The organism is Agromyces sp. S2-1-8 (genome assembly GCF_021129215.1).
In the GTDB taxonomy this organism is placed as follows: domain Bacteria; phylum Actinomycetota; class Actinomycetes; order Actinomycetales; family Microbacteriaceae; genus Agromyces; species Agromyces chromiiresistens.
Genome location: NZ_JAJOLP010000001.1, coordinates 3418042 through 3433719 on the forward strand (window position 1 = coordinate 3418042; position 15678 = coordinate 3433719).

Annotated in this window: 14 protein-coding genes; 9 read left to right on the plus strand and 5 right to left on the minus strand. The window is 71.4% G+C overall.

The features are described from left to right. The first annotated feature begins 52 nt into the window (after nt 1–52). The 3 genes from LR269_RS15575 to LR269_RS15585 all read left to right on the plus strand — a co-directional run bounded on the left by LR269_RS15575 (nt 53) and on the right by LR269_RS15585 (nt 2996). The gene (locus tag LR269_RS15575) at nt 53–1495 is read left to right on the plus strand and encodes a helix-turn-helix domain-containing protein (RefSeq protein WP_231431668.1); all 1443 of its coding nucleotides are present in this window, start codon (nt 53–55) and stop codon (nt 1493–1495) included. Between the two features lie 185 nt (nt 1496–1680). Beyond that, the gene (locus LR269_RS15580; RefSeq protein WP_231431669.1) at nt 1681–2022 is read left to right on the plus strand and encodes a PadR family transcriptional regulator; all 342 of its coding nucleotides are present in this window, start codon (nt 1681–1683) and stop codon (nt 2020–2022) included. Further along, complete coding sequence (locus LR269_RS15585; RefSeq protein WP_231431670.1) at nt 2019–2996, plus strand: permease prefix domain 1-containing protein; 978 nt, start codon at nt 2019–2021, stop codon at nt 2994–2996. Before LR269_RS15580 ends, LR269_RS15585 begins: the two co-directional genes overlap by 4 nt. Nucleotides 2997–3078: 82 nt before the next feature. On the opposite strand, the gene LR269_RS15590 is transcribed toward LR269_RS15585, so the two are convergent. After that, nucleotides 3079–3867 (minus strand): SDR family NAD(P)-dependent oxidoreductase, encoded by a 789-nt coding sequence (locus tag LR269_RS15590; protein ID WP_231431671.1) that lies wholly within the window; start codon nt 3865–3867, stop codon nt 3079–3081. Nucleotides 3868–4003: 136 nt separating this feature from the next. Next, a complete protein-coding gene (locus LR269_RS15595) occupies nt 4004–5179 on the minus strand; it encodes an acetyl-CoA C-acyltransferase (protein WP_231431672.1) in 1176 nt (391 codons plus the stop codon). 91 nt (nt 5180–5270) lie between these two features. Between LR269_RS15595 and LR269_RS15600 the strand changes: the two genes are divergently transcribed. Both LR269_RS15600 and LR269_RS15605 read left to right on the plus strand, forming a co-directional pair. Next, entirely contained in the window at nt 5271–6134 is an 864-nt protein-coding gene (locus LR269_RS15600) for a hypothetical protein (RefSeq protein ID WP_231431673.1), read from the plus strand. Between the two features lie 256 nt (nt 6135–6390). Beyond that, complete coding sequence (locus LR269_RS15605) at nt 6391–6939, plus strand: hypothetical protein (protein WP_231431674.1); 549 nt, start codon at nt 6391–6393, stop codon at nt 6937–6939. Between the two features lie 70 nt (nt 6940–7009). On the opposite strand, the gene LR269_RS15610 is transcribed toward LR269_RS15605, so the two are convergent. After that, complete coding sequence (locus LR269_RS15610; RefSeq protein WP_308191660.1) at nt 7010–8509, minus strand: glyceraldehyde-3-phosphate dehydrogenase; 1500 nt, start codon at nt 8507–8509, stop codon at nt 7010–7012. Between the two features lie 209 nt (nt 8510–8718). On the opposite strand from LR269_RS15610, the gene LR269_RS15615 reads away from it, so the two are divergent. Then, nucleotides 8719–9825 carry a VanZ family protein gene (locus LR269_RS15615; RefSeq protein ID WP_231431675.1) on the plus strand — a complete coding sequence of 369 codons (1107 nt, stop codon included), beginning with the start codon at nt 8719–8721 and terminating at the stop codon, nt 9823–9825. A gap of 33 nt (nt 9826–9858) precedes the next feature. Here the strand turns inward: LR269_RS15615 and LR269_RS15620 are convergent, their stop codons facing one another. Both LR269_RS15620 and LR269_RS15625 read right to left on the minus strand, forming a co-directional pair. Further along, the gene (locus LR269_RS15620) at nt 9859–10164 is read right to left on the minus strand and encodes a hypothetical protein (protein ID WP_231431676.1); all 306 of its coding nucleotides are present in this window, start codon (nt 10162–10164) and stop codon (nt 9859–9861) included. 42 nt (nt 10165–10206) lie between these two features. Beyond that, a complete protein-coding gene (locus tag LR269_RS15625) occupies nt 10207–11709 on the minus strand; it encodes an APC family permease (RefSeq protein ID WP_231431677.1) in 1503 nt (500 codons plus the stop codon). A 142-nt stretch (nt 11710–11851) separates the two neighbouring features. On the opposite strand from LR269_RS15625, the gene LR269_RS15630 reads away from it, so the two are divergent. From LR269_RS15630 to LR269_RS15640, 3 genes are all read left to right on the plus strand, one after another. Continuing rightward, nucleotides 11852–12463 carry a TetR/AcrR family transcriptional regulator gene (locus LR269_RS15630; protein ID WP_231431678.1) on the plus strand — a complete coding sequence of 204 codons (612 nt, stop codon included), beginning with the start codon at nt 11852–11854 and terminating at the stop codon, nt 12461–12463. A 127-nt stretch (nt 12464–12590) separates the two neighbouring features. Further along, the gene (locus tag LR269_RS15635; RefSeq protein WP_231431679.1) at nt 12591–13523 is read left to right on the plus strand and encodes a helix-turn-helix domain-containing protein; all 933 of its coding nucleotides are present in this window, start codon (nt 12591–12593) and stop codon (nt 13521–13523) included. 134 nt (nt 13524–13657) lie between these two features. Beyond that, nucleotides 13658–15640 carry a primary-amine oxidase gene (locus LR269_RS15640; protein WP_231431680.1) on the plus strand — a complete coding sequence of 661 codons (1983 nt, stop codon included), beginning with the start codon at nt 13658–13660 and terminating at the stop codon, nt 15638–15640. The last annotated feature ends 38 nt before the right edge of the window (nt 15641–15678 follow it).

Genomic DNA, 15678 nt, shown 5'->3' on the forward strand with positions numbered 1-15678 from the left:
CGGTGACCAATTCGGGGGTTAAGAATCTGCGATCTTTCGATATTCTTAACGGATGAAGGCAGGCTCCCCCGATCTCGCGACCCTCGGCCACCGCATCCGCCATTTCCGCGGCGAGCGCGGGCTCACCCTCGACCAGCTCGGCGACGCGGTCGGCATGGCCGGCAGCCAGCTCTCGCTCATCGAGAACGGCAAGCGCGAGCCGAAGCTCTCGACGCTCGACGCGCTCGCGGCCGCCCTCGGGGTCGAGCTCTCCGACCTGCTCTCGCGCGAGGCGCCGAGCCGCCGCGCGGCCCTCGAGCTCGAGCTCGGCCGCGCGCAGACCGGCCAGTTGTACGCGAGCCTCGGGCTGCCGGCCGTGAAGCCCTCGCGCGGCATCTCCGACGAGACGCTCGAGGCGATCGTCGGGCTGCACCGCGAACTGCAACGGCGTGCATCCGAGGCGATCGCCACCCCCGAAGAGGCCCGGCGTGCCAACACCGACCAGCGCGAGCGCATGCGCGCGCGGCACAACTACCTGCCCGACATCGAGGCCCTCGCCGAGGAGCAGGTGCGCGCCTCGGGCCACCGGTCCGGCGCGCTCACCCACCGGGAGGTCGGCGTGATGGCCGAGCGGCTCGGCTTCCAGCTCATCTACGTCGACGACCTGCCCGACTCCACCCGCTCGATCACCGACCTCGCCAACGGGCGCATCTACCTGCCGCCGGCCTCGATCCCGGGCGGGCACGGGCTGCGTTCGATGGCGCTCCAGGCGATGGCGCACCGGCTGCTCGGCCACACGCCGCCCGCGAGCTACGACGAGTTCCTCTGGCAGCGGCTCGAGATCAACTACTTCGCCGCGGCGTGCCTCATGCCCCAGGAGGCGTCGGTCACGTTCCTGCAGGAGGCGAAGAAGGAGAAGCGGCTCGCGATCGAGGACTTCCGCGACGCGTTCGGCGTGACGCACGAGGCCGCCGCCCTGCGGTTCACGAACCTCGCGACCGAGCACCTCGACATGACGCTGCACTTCCTCAGGGTGAACGGCGACGGGGCGTTGCTCAAGGGCTACGAGAACGACGGCCTGCCGCTGCCGACCGACGTGACCGGGTCGATCGAGGGCCAGTGGGTGTGCAAGCAGTGGAGCGCGCGCACCGCGTTCGAGCACACCAACCGCACGACCGAGAACTACCAGTACACCGACACCCCGGCGGGCACCTTCTGGTGCGCGACCCAGACCGGGCGAACGGATGCCGCGGAGTTCTCGATCACGGTCGGCGTCCCGTTCGCGCAGGCCAAGTGGTTCCGCGGCCGCGAGACCACGGTGCGCGCGGTGTCGACCTGCCCCGACGAGTCGTGCTGCCGCCGGGCGCCGTCGGGGCTCGCCGAGCGCTGGGCCGGGCGGGCGTGGCCGAGTGCCAGGTTGCACGCGCACGTGCTCTCGCCGCTGCCGTCGGGCACCTTCCCCGGGGTCGACGACGTCTCGGTCTACGAGTTCCTCGAGGCGCACGCCGAGCAGTAGGCGGCGACTTCCGCTGACGGCCTCTTCGTCCGAACAGGCACTTCTCCGTCGCCACACCGGGCCGAGACCTGCGCGGTACGGCGGGTCGCGCGGATGCGCCTGTTCGGTCGCGCACCGGGCCGGGACAACCACACGCAATGAAGTTTCTATTGCATTAGTGTGTGTCGCACAGTATCGTATCAGCCATGAACACCGATGAGACGACCGCCGGGCACCTGCAAGAGCTGCGCCGCGGCACCGTCGTGCTCGCCTGCCTCGTCCGGCTGCGCACGCCCGACTACGGCTACGCACTGCTCGAGTCGCTCAACGCGCTCGGCATCCTCGTCGACGCGAACACGCTCTACCCGCTGCTGCGTCGCCTCGAGAAGCAGGGCCTGCTGACGAGCGAGTGGAACACCGACGAGGCACGGCCCCGCAAGTTCTATCGCACGAGCCCGACCGGCGTTGAACTCGCCGACACCCTCATGACCGACTGGCGACGCATCGACGACGCGCTCGCCGGCCTCACCGACGGAGACGAATCATGACCGCGAACACCCTCACCGACCGCTACGTGTGGGCCGCCGCCCGCAGCGTGCCCGAGGCCCAGCGCGACGAGCTCGAGCGCGAGCTGCGCGAGCGCATCGGCGACGCGAGCGACGCGCTCGTCGAGCAGGGGCGCACGCCGGCCGACGCCGAGCACGCCGCCCTCACCGCCCTCGGCGACCCGGCCGCCCTCGCCGCCGAGTACGTCGGCCGCCCGCTGCAGCTCATCGGGCCGCGCTACTTCCTCGTCTGGTGGCGGCTGCTGAAGTTCCTGCTCGCGGTCGTGCTCCCGATCGCCGTCGCGGCGGTCACGCTCGGCCAGCTGCTCTCGGGCGCCGATGTCGACGAGGTCATCGGCAGCGCCGTTGCGGGCGCGTTCTCGATCGCCGTGCATCTCGGCTTCTGGACGACGCTCGTGTTCGCGATCCTCGAGCGCACGCCCGCGGCCGCCGGCCAGCGCGGCATCGACCTCGAGTGGAAGCCCGAGATGCTGCCGCAGATCGCCGAGGACGGTCGCACCAACCGGCTCGTCGACCTCGTCGCCTCGCTCGTGCTGCTCGGCATCTTCGGCGTGCTGCTCGTCATGCAGCAGTTCGGCCTGCCGTGGGTCGACGCGCTCTCGTCGATGCCCCTGCTCGACCCCGCCCTGTGGAGCTTCTGGCTGCCGTACTTCCTCGTGCTCATCGTGCTCGAGGCGGCGTTCGCGGTCGCCGTGTACCTCCGTGGCTGGACCTGGGGCCTCGCCGGCGCGAACCTCGTGCTCGGCGCCGCGTGGGTCGTGCCCGGCCTCTGGCTCTACGCGACCGGGCAGCTCTTCAACCCCGCCGCGCTCGAGGCCGTCGGGTGGCCGTGGGGCGATGCCGGCGAGGTGATCGCGCCGATCGCCGTCGTGGTCGTGATCGCGGGCGCCGCGTGGGACGTCATCGAAGGCTTCATCAAGGCGGCGCGCTCCCAGCAGCGCATCACGGCGGCCTGAGCACCGCAGAGCCGGATGCCTCGGGGCCGGCGATCGATCGATCGCCGGCCCCGAGGCATCCTCGTCGTGGAGTGCCGCCCGCCTACTTCGGCTGCATGCGGATCGCGCCGTCGAGCCGGATCACCTCGCCGTTCAGCATCGGGTTGGCGATGATCGACCGCACGAGCGCGGCGTACTCGGTCGGGTGGCCGAGCCGCGAGGGGTGCGGCACCTGCGCCTCGAGCGAGGCCCGCACCTCGTCCGGCATGCCGGCCATCATCGGCGTCTCGAAGATGCCCGGCGCGATCGTCATGACGCGGATGAGCAGCTTCGACAGGTCGCGCGCGATCGGCAGGGTCATGCCGGCGACGCCGGCCTTCGACGCCGAGTAGGCGGCCTGGCCGATCTGCCCGTCGAAGGCGGCGACCGACGCCGTGTTGACGATGACGCCGCGCTCGGCCGTCGCAGGTCCGCCGGGCAGCGACGAGGTGACGGGCTCGTTCGCGGCCATCGCCGCAGCGGCGAGGCGGGTCACGTTGAACGTGCCGACGAGGTTCACCCGGATCGTGCGCTCGAACGCGTCGAGCGGGCCCGCACCGTCACGGCCGACCGTGCGGTTCGCCGTCACGATGCCGGCGCAGTTGACCGCCACGCGGAGCGGCGCGATCGCCGAAGCGGCGTCGACCGCGGCCTGCACCTCGGCCTCGTTCGCGACGTCGGCGGGCACGAACCGGGCTCGCTCGCCGAGTTCGGCGGCCGCCTCCTCGCCGCGGGGCCCGGGCAGGTCGATGACGACGACCGAGGCTCCGCCGTCGATGAGGGCGCGCGCCGTCGCACGCCCGAGGCCGGAGGCCCCGCCGGTGACGATCGCGGATACGCCGGTGAGTTCCATGTGTGCTCCTTCGTTGGTGTGGTCGCCGAGCGTTTCCATTCGAACCGGATGTCTCCGCTGCCGCGGCGACGCCCGGTCGAAACGGCAACACTCGATGAACCGGAGTGGGTGGTGGGTGGTGGGTGGGGCGGGTCGGTCAGAGGCGCTCGATGACGGTGGCGTTCGCCATGCCGCCGCCCTCGCACATCGTCTGCAGGCCGTAGCGGCCACCGGTCGCCTCGAGCTGGTTGACGAGGGTCGTGAGCAGGCGCGTGCCGCTCGATCCGAGCGCGTGGCCGAGGGCGATCGCGCCGCCGCGCGGGTTGAGCTTCGAGGCATCCGCCCCGGTGTCGGCGAGCCAGGCGAGCGGCACCGACGCGAACGCCTCGTTGACCTCGTAGGCGTCGATGTCGTCGTGCGTCAGTCCCGCGCGCCCGAGCACCTTCGCCGTCGCCGGGATGACGCCCGTCAGCATGTACAGCGGGTCGCTGCCGACGACCGAGAACGCGCGGAACCGCGCCCGGGGCTCGAGTCCGAGCTGCGACGCGCGCTCGGCGCTCATGATGAGCGCGGCCGAGGCGCCGTCGGTGAGCGGCGACGAGTTGCCGGGCGTGATGCGCCAGTCGATCTCGGGGAAGCGCGACGCGAGCTCGTCGGTGCGGAACGCCGCGTCGAGTCCGGCGAGCGACTCCACGCTCGTGCCGGGCCGCACCGTCTCGTCGGTGAGGGAGTCGATGCCGGGCACCGGCACGAGTTCGGTCGCGAACGCCCCCGACTCGGCCGCGGCGGCCGCGAGCTCGTGCGAGTGCGCGGCGAACGCGTCGAGCTCGTCGCGCGAGAACCCCCATTTCGCGGCGATGAGCTCGGCCGAGACGCCCTGGTTCACGAGCCCCTCGGGGTACCGGTGACGCAGTCGCGAACCGAACGGGTCGGCGCCCGCGGCGCTCGTGCCGAGCGGCACCCGGCTCATCGACTCGACCCCGCAGGCGATCACGATGTCGGCGCTGCCCGAGATGACGGCCTGCGCCGCGAAGGTCGCCGCCTGCTGGCTCGATCCGCACTGACGGTCGATCGTGGTGCCGGGCACGTGCTCGGGGAAGCCGGCCGCGAGCACGGCGTTCCGCGTGATGTTGTAGCTCTGCTCGCCGATCTGGCTGACGCAGCCGCCGATGACGTCGTCGATGAGGGCCGGGTCGAGGTCGCTGCGCGAGACGAGCGTGTCGAGCACGCCCGCGAGCAGGTCGACCGGGTGCACGCCCGAGAGGAGTCCGCCCGGCTTTCCGCGCCCGACCGGGGTGCGCACGACATCGACGATCACGGCTTCGCTGCTCATGGCTCCAGCCTATGTCGGGTTCAGTGCTCGCCCGGATGGCGGTGGCGGAGCCGGCGCGTAGCGTGCGTCGCGTCGCCGAGAGGAGCTCACGATGTCCGAGATGCCTGCGCACCCCGATACCCCCGGCGAGCCGCCGAGTTCGCTCGCGCCCCTCGCCGACTGGCTCCGTGATCGCACTCCGCCGATCCGTCCCGACTGGCCGCCAACCGGATCCGAACCGGTGCGCGACCTTCGAATCACCCGGTTCTCGGAGCTGCAGCGGGCGATCCTCGAATGGCTCGACGGTTGGCGGTCGATCTGCCTGCCTCCCTTCATCGAGGGGTCGCACGTGCACTCCTCCGACGTCGGCTGGTTCACGGCGCGCGAGCTCGGCAACGGGTTCGCCTACAACGGCTGGCTGTCGGCCACCGGTTCGCCCATGCTCGCATGGAGCGGATGGCGGTCACAGGTCGTGCTGCCCGCACCGACGGTCGACGGGCGGCTCCACTACCGGTTCCGCGTGGCGGGCGGGTTCACCGGTGCCGCGGACGGCACCGTGGTCGTCGCGCACACGGCACGCACCGCAGCAGTGGCCGACGAGGTCACGGCGACGCCCTTCCTCACCGCCGAGTGGCAGCAGGCGCGCCCCGCGGGCGCTTGGGCGTCGACCAATCCGGCCGGCGGGCCGCAGCGGCTCGCCGCCGACGGGGAGGCCGTCATCGAGTCGTCGATCCGCGTGAAGGCCGGCGCGACGCCCGAGATCGCCGTCGGGCTGTCCGCCGACATCCTCGTGCACGACGGATGGGTCATGCTCGAACAGGGCGATTCGAACCGGCTCCGCATGGACGGCAGGACGGGCCGCGGATGCATCGACTACCGCTACGTGCCCGACCGGCTCGAGGCGATCGTGGCGGATCTCGCGGAACTTCGCCGTCTTCGCGACGGGATGCCGCCGACGGAGGACGACCGTGCCTGAACCGGATCCCTTCACCGAAGTGCCCGAACCGCCCTCGCCCCTCCAGCCGTTCGCCGACTGGAGGGAGGGCCGGATCCCGATCCAGCCCGAGAAGCCCGGCGACCCCCGGCCCGAGTCACGGGCGACACAATTCTCGGCGTGGCAACGCGAGTTGCACCGCTGGCTCGTCACATGGGAGGTCGTACGAGCGGAACCGTACGGAGCACCGGCCGTTGCGCCGTCGGGAATGACCGTGATCGACCGGCCGGGCCCGTGCATGTCCCTCTCCGGTGTGGTCGCGACCGACCCCGACGAGGAACCCCGGACGATCCGACTCAGCCGCCGCGGACTCGCCATCGTGCCTGCGCTTTCGGCGCTCGAGACCGTGTTCGTCCGGTTCAGGGCGCATGGCCAGATCGATGGCCGGGCCGACGACGGCCTCGTCGTTGCTCGGCACTCCGCCGCTTGGGCGGTCACGGCCGACGGCACCGACCCGTTCGCCGCTCCGGAATTCGAGCAGGCTCGGCGCATCCTCGCCGAGGTGCATTCGAGCGGCCCGGGTCCGCGCACGGTCGACGCAGCCGGCACGGTCGAGATCGAGGCGGCGATCGTGGCGACGCCGCCCGATCCGGTGCTGATCGGCGTCGAGGTGGCCACCGAGATCCTGCTGCACGGCGCCATCCTCGAACTCGCACCGCTCGGGTCGCTGGGTACGAAGGCGAAGCTCGCCGCATTCGACGGCAGCCCGTTCCTCGAGTTCCGACGCGTCGATGCCGACGTCGACGACCTCGTCGCTGCCCTCGCACTGCCGCGGCTCTCACCCTGAGCGCCCGCCCCGGACGACGGATGCCCCGCACGCGAACCCGCGCACGGGGCATCCGCGATCGGAGCCGGGGTCAGCCGACGGGCGCGACCTCGCGCTCGAGCGACTCGAGCACGACCGGCCGGCGTGCCGGGAAGACGGTCGGGTGCGATCCCGCCATCGCCTCGATGACGCGCACGACCTGGCACGAGTAGCCGTACTCGTTGTCGTACCAGACGTAGAGCACCGCGTCGGTGCCGTCGGCGATCGTGGCGAGGCCGTCGACGATGCCGGCGCGATTCGAGCCGACGAAGTCGGTCGACACGACCTCGGGCGACTCGATGTAGTCGATCTGCTGCCGCAGCGGCGACGTCAGCGAGACCTGGCGGAGGTACCTGTTGATCTCGGCCTTCGATGCCGGCCGCTCGAGCTGCAGGTTGAGGATCGCGAGCGACACGTCGGGCGTGGGCACGCGGATCGCCGAACCGGTGAGCCTGCCCTCGAGTTCGGGCAGCGCCTTCGACACGGCCTTGGCGGCACCGGTCTCGGTGATGACCATGTTGAGCGCCGCCGAGCGGCCCCGGCGGTCGCCCTTGTGGAAGTTGTCGATGAGGTTCTGGTCGTTCGTGAACGAGTGCACCGTCTCGACATGGCCGCGCACGACGCCGTAGGCGTCGTTGACGGCCTTCAGCACCGGGGTGATCGCGTTGGTCGTGCACGAGGCGGCCGAGAGGATGCGATCGGCGTCCGTGATGTCGTCGGTGTTGATGCCGTGCACGATGTTCTTGATCGCGCCCTTGCCGGGCGCGGTGAGCAGCACGCGCGAGACGCCCTTCGACTGCAGGTGCTGGCTGAGGCCGGCCTCGTCGCGCCAGCGGCCGGTGTTGTCGACGACGATCGCGTCGTCGATGCCGTACTCGGTGTAGTCGATCGTGGCCGGGTCGTTCGAGTAGATGACCTGGATGAGCGTGCCGTTGGCGAGGATCGTGTCGTTCTCCTCGTCGACCTCGATCGTGCCGGCGAAGGGGCCGTGCACCGAGTCGCGGCGCAGCAGGCTCGCGCGCTTCATGAGGTCGTTGTCGCTGCCCTTCCGCACGACGATCGCGCGGAGGCGCAGCCCCTGGCCCCCGCCCGAGTGGGCGATGAGGATGCGGGCGAGCAGGCGCCCGATGCGGCCGAAGCCGTAGAGCACGACATCGGTGCCGGATGCCTCGGGCGAGGCGCCGCCCGCGACGGGCGCGATCTCGGCGCGCACGAAGTCCACGAGCTCGCGCGAGTCGCCGGTCGCCCGGGCGTCGGCGTAGCGGCTGACGATGCGGGCGATGTCGATCGAGGCGGGGCCGGGCTGGATCTCGCGGAGCGCCTCGAGCACGCGCATGGTGTCGGCGAGCTCGAGCTCGACGTCGCCGGCCTGGCGCGAGAAGCGGTGCGCCTTCAGCAGCTCGATGGCGGAGCGGTTGATGAGGCGGCGGCCGTGGATGGACGTCACCACCCCGTGGTCTCGGTACAGGCCGCCGATGAGCGGAATCATCCGCTCGGCGAGCTCCTCCTTGGCGATCCATTCGGCACGGCGGGCGTCGAACTCGTGGCTCACGGTCTTCCTTCTCGGCCGAGCGTACGTGGGCGTCGTCGACCAGGGTCGTGCGACTGCGTCTGCCGGTGGGCAGCGCTGGCCGCATTCTTTCCGGGGATGTCTCGATCATACGTGGACATTCATGCACGCTTGCTGTACATGACGTCGAACGGATGCAACACGGCGCGACGGTGCGGCGACGGCGCGCGACCTCCGTACACTGCTGTCTCGTGGATCGCATCATGCCGGGGATCGTCGCGCTCTTCGTGGGCTCGGCCCTGCTCGTGCTCGTGTTCGTGCCGCTCGTCGCGCTGAGCTACCGCCGGCGCGGAGGGTTCTCGGGCGCGAGGATGCTCGGCTGGATCGCCCTGCTCTTCTACGTCATGGGCCTCTGGGCGTACACCCTGCTTCCCCTGCCCGACGGGCCGTACGACTGCGTCGGCGTCGAGCTCAACCCCTTCGCGGTCGTCACCGACATCGCACGGCTGCAGGCCGAGGAGGGCGGGTCGCTGCTGCGCAACGCGGCGTTCCAGCAGTTCGTGCTCAACCTGGTGCTGTTCCTGCCGCTCGGCTTCTTCGTGCGGGCGCTCTTCGACCGCGGCATCCTCGTCGCGGCCGTCTCGGGCGCACTCGTGTCGCTCGCGATCGAGCTCACGCAACTCACGGGCGTGTGGGGCCTGTTTCCGTGCGCGTACCGCCTGTTCGACACCGGCGACCTCGCGACCAACACGGCGGGGGCCGTGCTCGGCTCGCTCATCGCCGCGGCCGCCCTCCGTCCGTGGCGGAGGCGCTCCGATGCCCCGTCGTCGCCCGACGCTGCCGACGACGCCTCACCCGTCACGGCCGGCCGGCGCCTCCTCGCGATGCTCGTCGACCTCGTCACCCTGTGGCTCACCGGCTACGGCCTCGCCGTGGGAGTGATGGCGATCGTGTACGTGCTCGCCGACGGCGTGCCCGACGGGCTCGACCCCCAAGTCGTCGCCCTCGCGACGAGCCTGGTCGCGATCGCCGCGCAGGCCGTGTCGGTGCTCGCCGGCGGCGTGACGATCGGCGAGCGCGTCGTGCTCATCGAGGCGACCGAGCGCCGCCGGCCTGCTGCGGCGTGGCGCCTGCTGCGCTTCCTCGCCGGCATCGGGGGCTACTCGATCGCGTCGCTCCTGCCGGGCGCGTTCGCCATCATCGGCCCCGCACTCGCGGTGGCGAACCTCATCGGAGCGTTCACGACACGCGGCCACCGCGGGTTCGCGCAGGCCGTCGCCGGCATGGACGCGGTCGGCCGTGCCCGCGCGGCGGCGCAAGGCGAACCGGATGCCTCGCCGAGAGCCGCAAGGCGCTAGCCGGCGCGGCTCGCGGCGACTCGAGGGTCGGACTCAGCCGATCCGCACGTCGTCGACGTAGCCGATCTGCTTGCCGGCGATGCGCTCGGGAATGCCCTCGAACGCCGCCGCCCGCTCGGGCGAGACGACGTAGGCCGCCTCGACGCGCTCGAACTCGGCCCGGTCGCCGGGCACGCTGACCGCCCACACGAACTCGTTCGCCTCGGGCACGCCGTAGGCGAACTCCACCTCGAAGCCGGTCGCGCGCCGCACCGGGGGCATCTTCTCCTCGAACCACGAGACGAACGCCTCGTACTCGCCCGGGACGATCTGGTAGCGGCGCAGCTGCACGGTCTTCATGCGTCCATCATGCCGTGGCGGGCGAGTGCGTGACGTCTCGCGTCAGCCGAGGTGCTCGGCCGACGCACCCTCCGCCCCGTGGCCGATGCGACGGTAGACCTCGGGGCGCCGGCGGCGCAGCACGAGCCCCCAGACGATGCCGACGACGCCGGCGAGCACGATGAGGGCGGGCAGGAGGAACGTCGTGAGGTCGGAGTCGGTCTGCCCGAGCAGCACGTTGAAGTTCAGCACGATGAGCACGAGCACGGTCGCGAGCGCGAGGAACGAGAGCACGGGCGACACGAGGCGGGAGCCCACCCCGACGTCGCGCGGGTCGCGGCGGAAGTAGCCGATGACGGCGAGCGACACGACCGCCATCAGCAGCACGAGCCCGAGCGCGCCCGTGTTGGTGAGCCAGTTGAAGAGCGTGACGACGGGGAACAGCGGCCCGAGCTCGCTGCCGGCGCCCGCGACCGCGAACACCGCGATCACGGCGAGCGCGACGATCGACTGCGCGATCGAGCCGGCCCAGGGCGACCCGCTGCGCTCCCGGACCTTCGCGAACCAGGCGGGCAGTACGCCCTCGCGGCCGAGCGCGAAGCCGTAGCGGGCGACGGCGTTGTGGAAGCTCACGAGCGCGGCGAAGAGGCTCGTGATGAACAGCAGCGACATGAAGTCGACCATGATCGGGCCGAGGCGCTCGGCGACGAAGGCGAAGAAGAGCGGCGGCCCGGCCTCCTCGGGGGTGATGCCGCCCGACGAGATCTTGTCGGTGCCGACGGCGAGCGCGAGCGCCCACGACGAGATCGCGTAGAACACGCCGATGATGATGACGGCCGCGAAGGTGGCGCGGGCGACCGTTCGCTTCGGGTCCTTCGCCTCCTCGCCGTAGATGGCGGCGGACTCGAAGCCCATGAAGGCGGCGATCCCGAAGACGAGCACGGCGCCGATGCCGGGCAGCAGGAGCGAGGCCGGCGAGATGGGCGCCGCCGTGAAGCCGCCGGCCGGGTTCGCGAAGGCGACGACGTCGAACACGGTCACGACGACGAACTCGAGCACGACGATGACGCCGAGCACCTTGGCCGAGAGGTCGACCCGGTTCACGCCGAGCAGGCCCACGACCAGGATGAACACGACGACGCCGACCCACCACGGCACGTCGAGCCCGAGCTTCTCGCCGACGAGCACCGACACCTGGAAGCCGAACATGCCCCAGATGCCGATCTGCATGCAGTTGTAGGCGACGAGTGCGATGAGCGCGACGCCCACGCCGACCGGGCGCCCGAGACCCTGCGCCGCGTAGGCGTAGAAGGCGCCGGCGTTGGTGATGAACCGGCTCATGGCCGCGTAGCCGAGGGAGAAGACGGCGAGCACGGCGGCGAGCACGAGGTACCCGACGGGCACCGCGATGGAGCCGGTGACGGAATAGGCCGTCGTCGCGCCGCCGGCGATGACGGTCAGCGGGGCGGACGCGGCGATGATCAGCACGACGATCGCCGGAACGCCGAGACGGCCGCGGGTCCGGCGCTCGGGCTCGATCGTCTCTGGGAGCGTGCTCGCACTCATGTGAACTCCAGTGTTCGACGGGGGACGGGGTGGACGCAATACTGCCCCGCCGCTCCCGCGCCGTCTTGACCGGCGGCGCACGGTGCTTGACCACCCCGGCACGGGGGCCCCGCGACGGCGTCGGGCCGCTATCGTGCTCGCTGTGAGCAGTGAACGTCCTTCTTCCCCAGCGCTCGTCCCCGAGAAGGCACCCGCGCCGCCCCCGACGACCCCGGGCCGCCAGGCGCTGCTGGCCGCGACGATCACGGTCGTCGCCGATTCGGGCCTGCGCGCGCTGACCTACCGGGCGGTGGCGGCCGAGGCCGGCGTCTCGCACGGGCTCGTCCGCCATCACTTCGGCACCCGCGACCAGCTGATCGCCGAGGCGCTCTCGTACGCCGTCGACGAGAGCCTGCGCGAGACGAACATGGCCGATCGCGGCGCGCCGGGCGACGCGGCGCACTTCGCCGAGGGGCTCGCCTCGCTCGCCTCGCTCAGCACGGCGGTGCAGGCGTTCCAGTACGAGCTGCTGCTCGAGTCGCGGCGCCGGCCCGAGCTTCGGCCCGCGGTCGAGCAGTACTACGAGACATATCGACGGGCCACCCGCGATCGTCTCATCGAGCTCGGCATCGACGACGACGAGTTCATCGAGGTGATCTGGTTCGCCCTCGACGGGCTCGTGTTCAAGAGCCTCGTGCTCGGGGTCGACGCCGACGCCGAGCGAGTGCTGGCCCGCATCCGCCGCCTCGTGGAGGAGCACGCGGGGGCCGGCTGACCTCGCCGAGCGCCACGTCCAGAACCTCACCGGACGCCCGCTCGCATCGCCTGCCACCCTTGACTATCCAAATGGATAGTCCTATGGTGTTCGCAACCATCGAGGCGGTTCGAGGAGGAATGTGGCGATGGGTCGAGCGACGACGACGGGGAGCCTGGACTTCCCGCGATTCCGCACGGCGGTGAGCGAGTCCTTCGTGCCGCTCCGGGTGACGACCGGCCGCCCGGATCCGTTCGGGGGCGGCATCCGCCACGTCGCCGCGGGCGAGGTCCACTGCTCGATCGTCTCGGCCGACGAGCACCTCGTGGAGCGCACCCCGAGGCTCATCGCGGACTCGCCGCGACGCTGTTACAAGGTCGGCCTCCAGCTCGAGGGCACGGGCCTCCTCGTGCAGCACGGACGCCAGACGGTGCTGCGGCCCGGGTCGCTCGTGATCTACGACACCGACCACCCGTACTCGCTCGCCTTCGAGGAGCGGTCGAGCACCTTCGTGCTGATGTTCCCGGCGCACGCGCTCGACCTTCCCCACGACGCCGTCGGCCAGCTCACCGCGACCTCCCTCGGCGACGCGGGCGGCCTCGGCGATGTCGTCGTGCCCCACCTCGCGAACCTCGCCGGCAACCTCGGGCTCGTCGCCGGGCCCGGCGGCGACCGACTCGCCCGCACGAGCGTCGACCTCGTCGCAGCCATGCTGTCGAACGAGCTGGCCGTCGCCCGAGTATCGACCAGCCCGCGAGCGCGCCTGTTCGGCGAGGTCACGCGGTACATCGACGATCACCTCCGTTCGGCCGAGCTCGACCCGGGCAGCCTCGCCGCGGCGCACTTCATCTCGCCCCGCCACCTGCACGCGCTCTTCCACGAGCACGGCGCGACCGTCTCGGGCTGGGTGCGCCGCCGACGCCTCGAGGAGTGCCGCCGACGCCTCGCCGACCCCCTGTTCGACGAGCGCTCCATCTCGAGCATCGCGAGCGAATGGGGCTTCGCCGACGCCGCGCACTTCAGCCGGGTGTTCCGGGCGGAGTTCGACCGATCGCCCAGCGCGGTCCGCGCCGAGCGGTAACCGGCCGGCACCCGCCCCCGTACCCGTACCCGTACCCGTACCGACCCGTGCGCGCACGGCACACCACCGCGCCCGGAACGACAAGACGCCTGCGCGCCCCGCGCGAAGACTGATCACGACCCCCTGGAGGACCCATGCACCACCACGACCTGCTCACCGTCGCCCCGACCGAGGTGCGTCACCCGCTCGACCTCACGACCGCGGAGGAGTTCGAGCGCGGGCGCGAAATCCTGGTCGAGGCCGGCCGGGTCGGCGAACAGACCCGGTTCCCGAACGTCTCGCCCGAGGAACCCGACAAGGCGGTCGTCGCCGGCTTCACGTCGGGCGACGTCGTCGAGCGGCGGCTGCGCTACACGCTCCTCGAGCTCGACAGCGGCCGCGCGGCCGAAGCGGTGGTGAACCTCACCACGGGCGAGATCGACGAGTGGCGCGACCTCGACCCGCAGCATCCGCCGTACGGGCAGCCGCAGTACCTGTTCGAGGAGTACGAGCTCGCTGCCGAGATCGTGAAGTCCTCCCCCGAATGGCGTGCCGCGATGGAGCGTCGCGGCCTCGGCGACCGCATCGGGCTCGCGTTCTGCGGCCCGCTCGCCCCCGGCTTCTTCAACCGGTCCGACGAGGTCGGCCGCCGCGTCATCCGCTCGCTCACCTTCCTCAAGGACTCGCCCGGCGACAACCACTGGTCGCACCCCGTCGAGGGCCTCATCGTGCACATCGACCTCACCGAGCGCCGGGTGATCCGCGTCGAGGACCACGACGGCGCCGCCGTGCCCGACCTCGACGGACGCTACGACGCCGAGTCGACCGGTCCCGCGCGCACGAGCCTGAAGCCCATCGAGATCACCCAGCCCGAGGGCCCGAGCTACCACGTCGACGGCAACGAGGTCGAGTGGGAGAACTGGCGGTTCCGGGTCGGGTTCAACGCGCGCGAGGGCCTCGTGCTGCACCAGCTGACCTTCCGCGACGGCGACGAGCACCGCCCCGTGCTCTTCCGTGCGAGCGTTCCCGAGATGGTGGTGCCGTACGGCGACACCTCGCCGACCCGCTTCTGGATCAGCTACTTCGACGCCGGCGAGTACCTGCTCGGCAAGAACGCCAACGCGCTGCAGCTCGGCTGCGACTGCCTCGGCGTCATCCACTACTTCGACGCCCACGTCGCCGACGACCACGGCAACCCGGTGCGCATGCCCAACGTCGTGTGCATGCACGAGGAGGACTACGGCATCCTCTGGAAGCACAACGAGATGGGCGAGCGCCCCGAGGTCCGGCGGAGCAGGCGCCTCGTGATCAGCTACTTCGCCACGATCGGCAACTACGACTACGGCTTCTTCTGGTACCTCTACCTCGACGGCACGATCCAGATGGAGGCGAAGGCCACCGGCATCGTGTTCGCGGGCGCCGGCGAGCCCGGCCACGACGACCCGCACGCGAACGAGATCGCGCCCGGCCTCTTCGCGCCGGTGCACCAGCACCTGTTCTGCGCCCGCCTCGACGTGTCGGTCGACGGCGACGACAACACGCTCGCCGAGATCGACGCGGTCGGCGTGCCGACCGGACCGGAGAATCCCTACGGCAACGCGTTCACCTGGCGGGTCACCCCGATCACGCGCGAGTCCGAGGCCGGCCGCCTCGCGAACGGAGCGACCTCGCGGGTGTGGCAGGTCGCGAGCGCCTCGCGGCGCAACGCGGTCGGCCGGCCCACCGCGTTCTGGCTCGTGCCCGAGGGCAAGTCGACCCTGCTCGCGCAGCCCGACTCGACCGTGTGGGGCCGGGCGAACTTCGCCACGAAGCACCTCTGGGCGACCGCCTACTCCCCTGGCGAGCGCTTCCCCGCCGGCGACTACCCGAACGCCCACGCGGGTGGCGCGGGCATCCCCGCGTGGCAGCAGGCGGACCGCGACCTCGACGGCACCGACCTCGTGCTCTGGCACGTGTTCGGGCCGACCCACCTCCCGCGCCCCGAGGACTGGCCGATCATGCCGGTCGACTACTCGGGATTCCTGTTCAAGCCCCACGGCTTCCTCGACCGTAACCCCGCGCTCGACCTGCCCGATGCCGGCCGTGCGGATGCCTCGGGCTGCTGCGGTACCGGCGCCGCCTGCGACTGCGCGCACTGAGCCCACGACCACCGAACGAACCGATCGACGAACCCGAG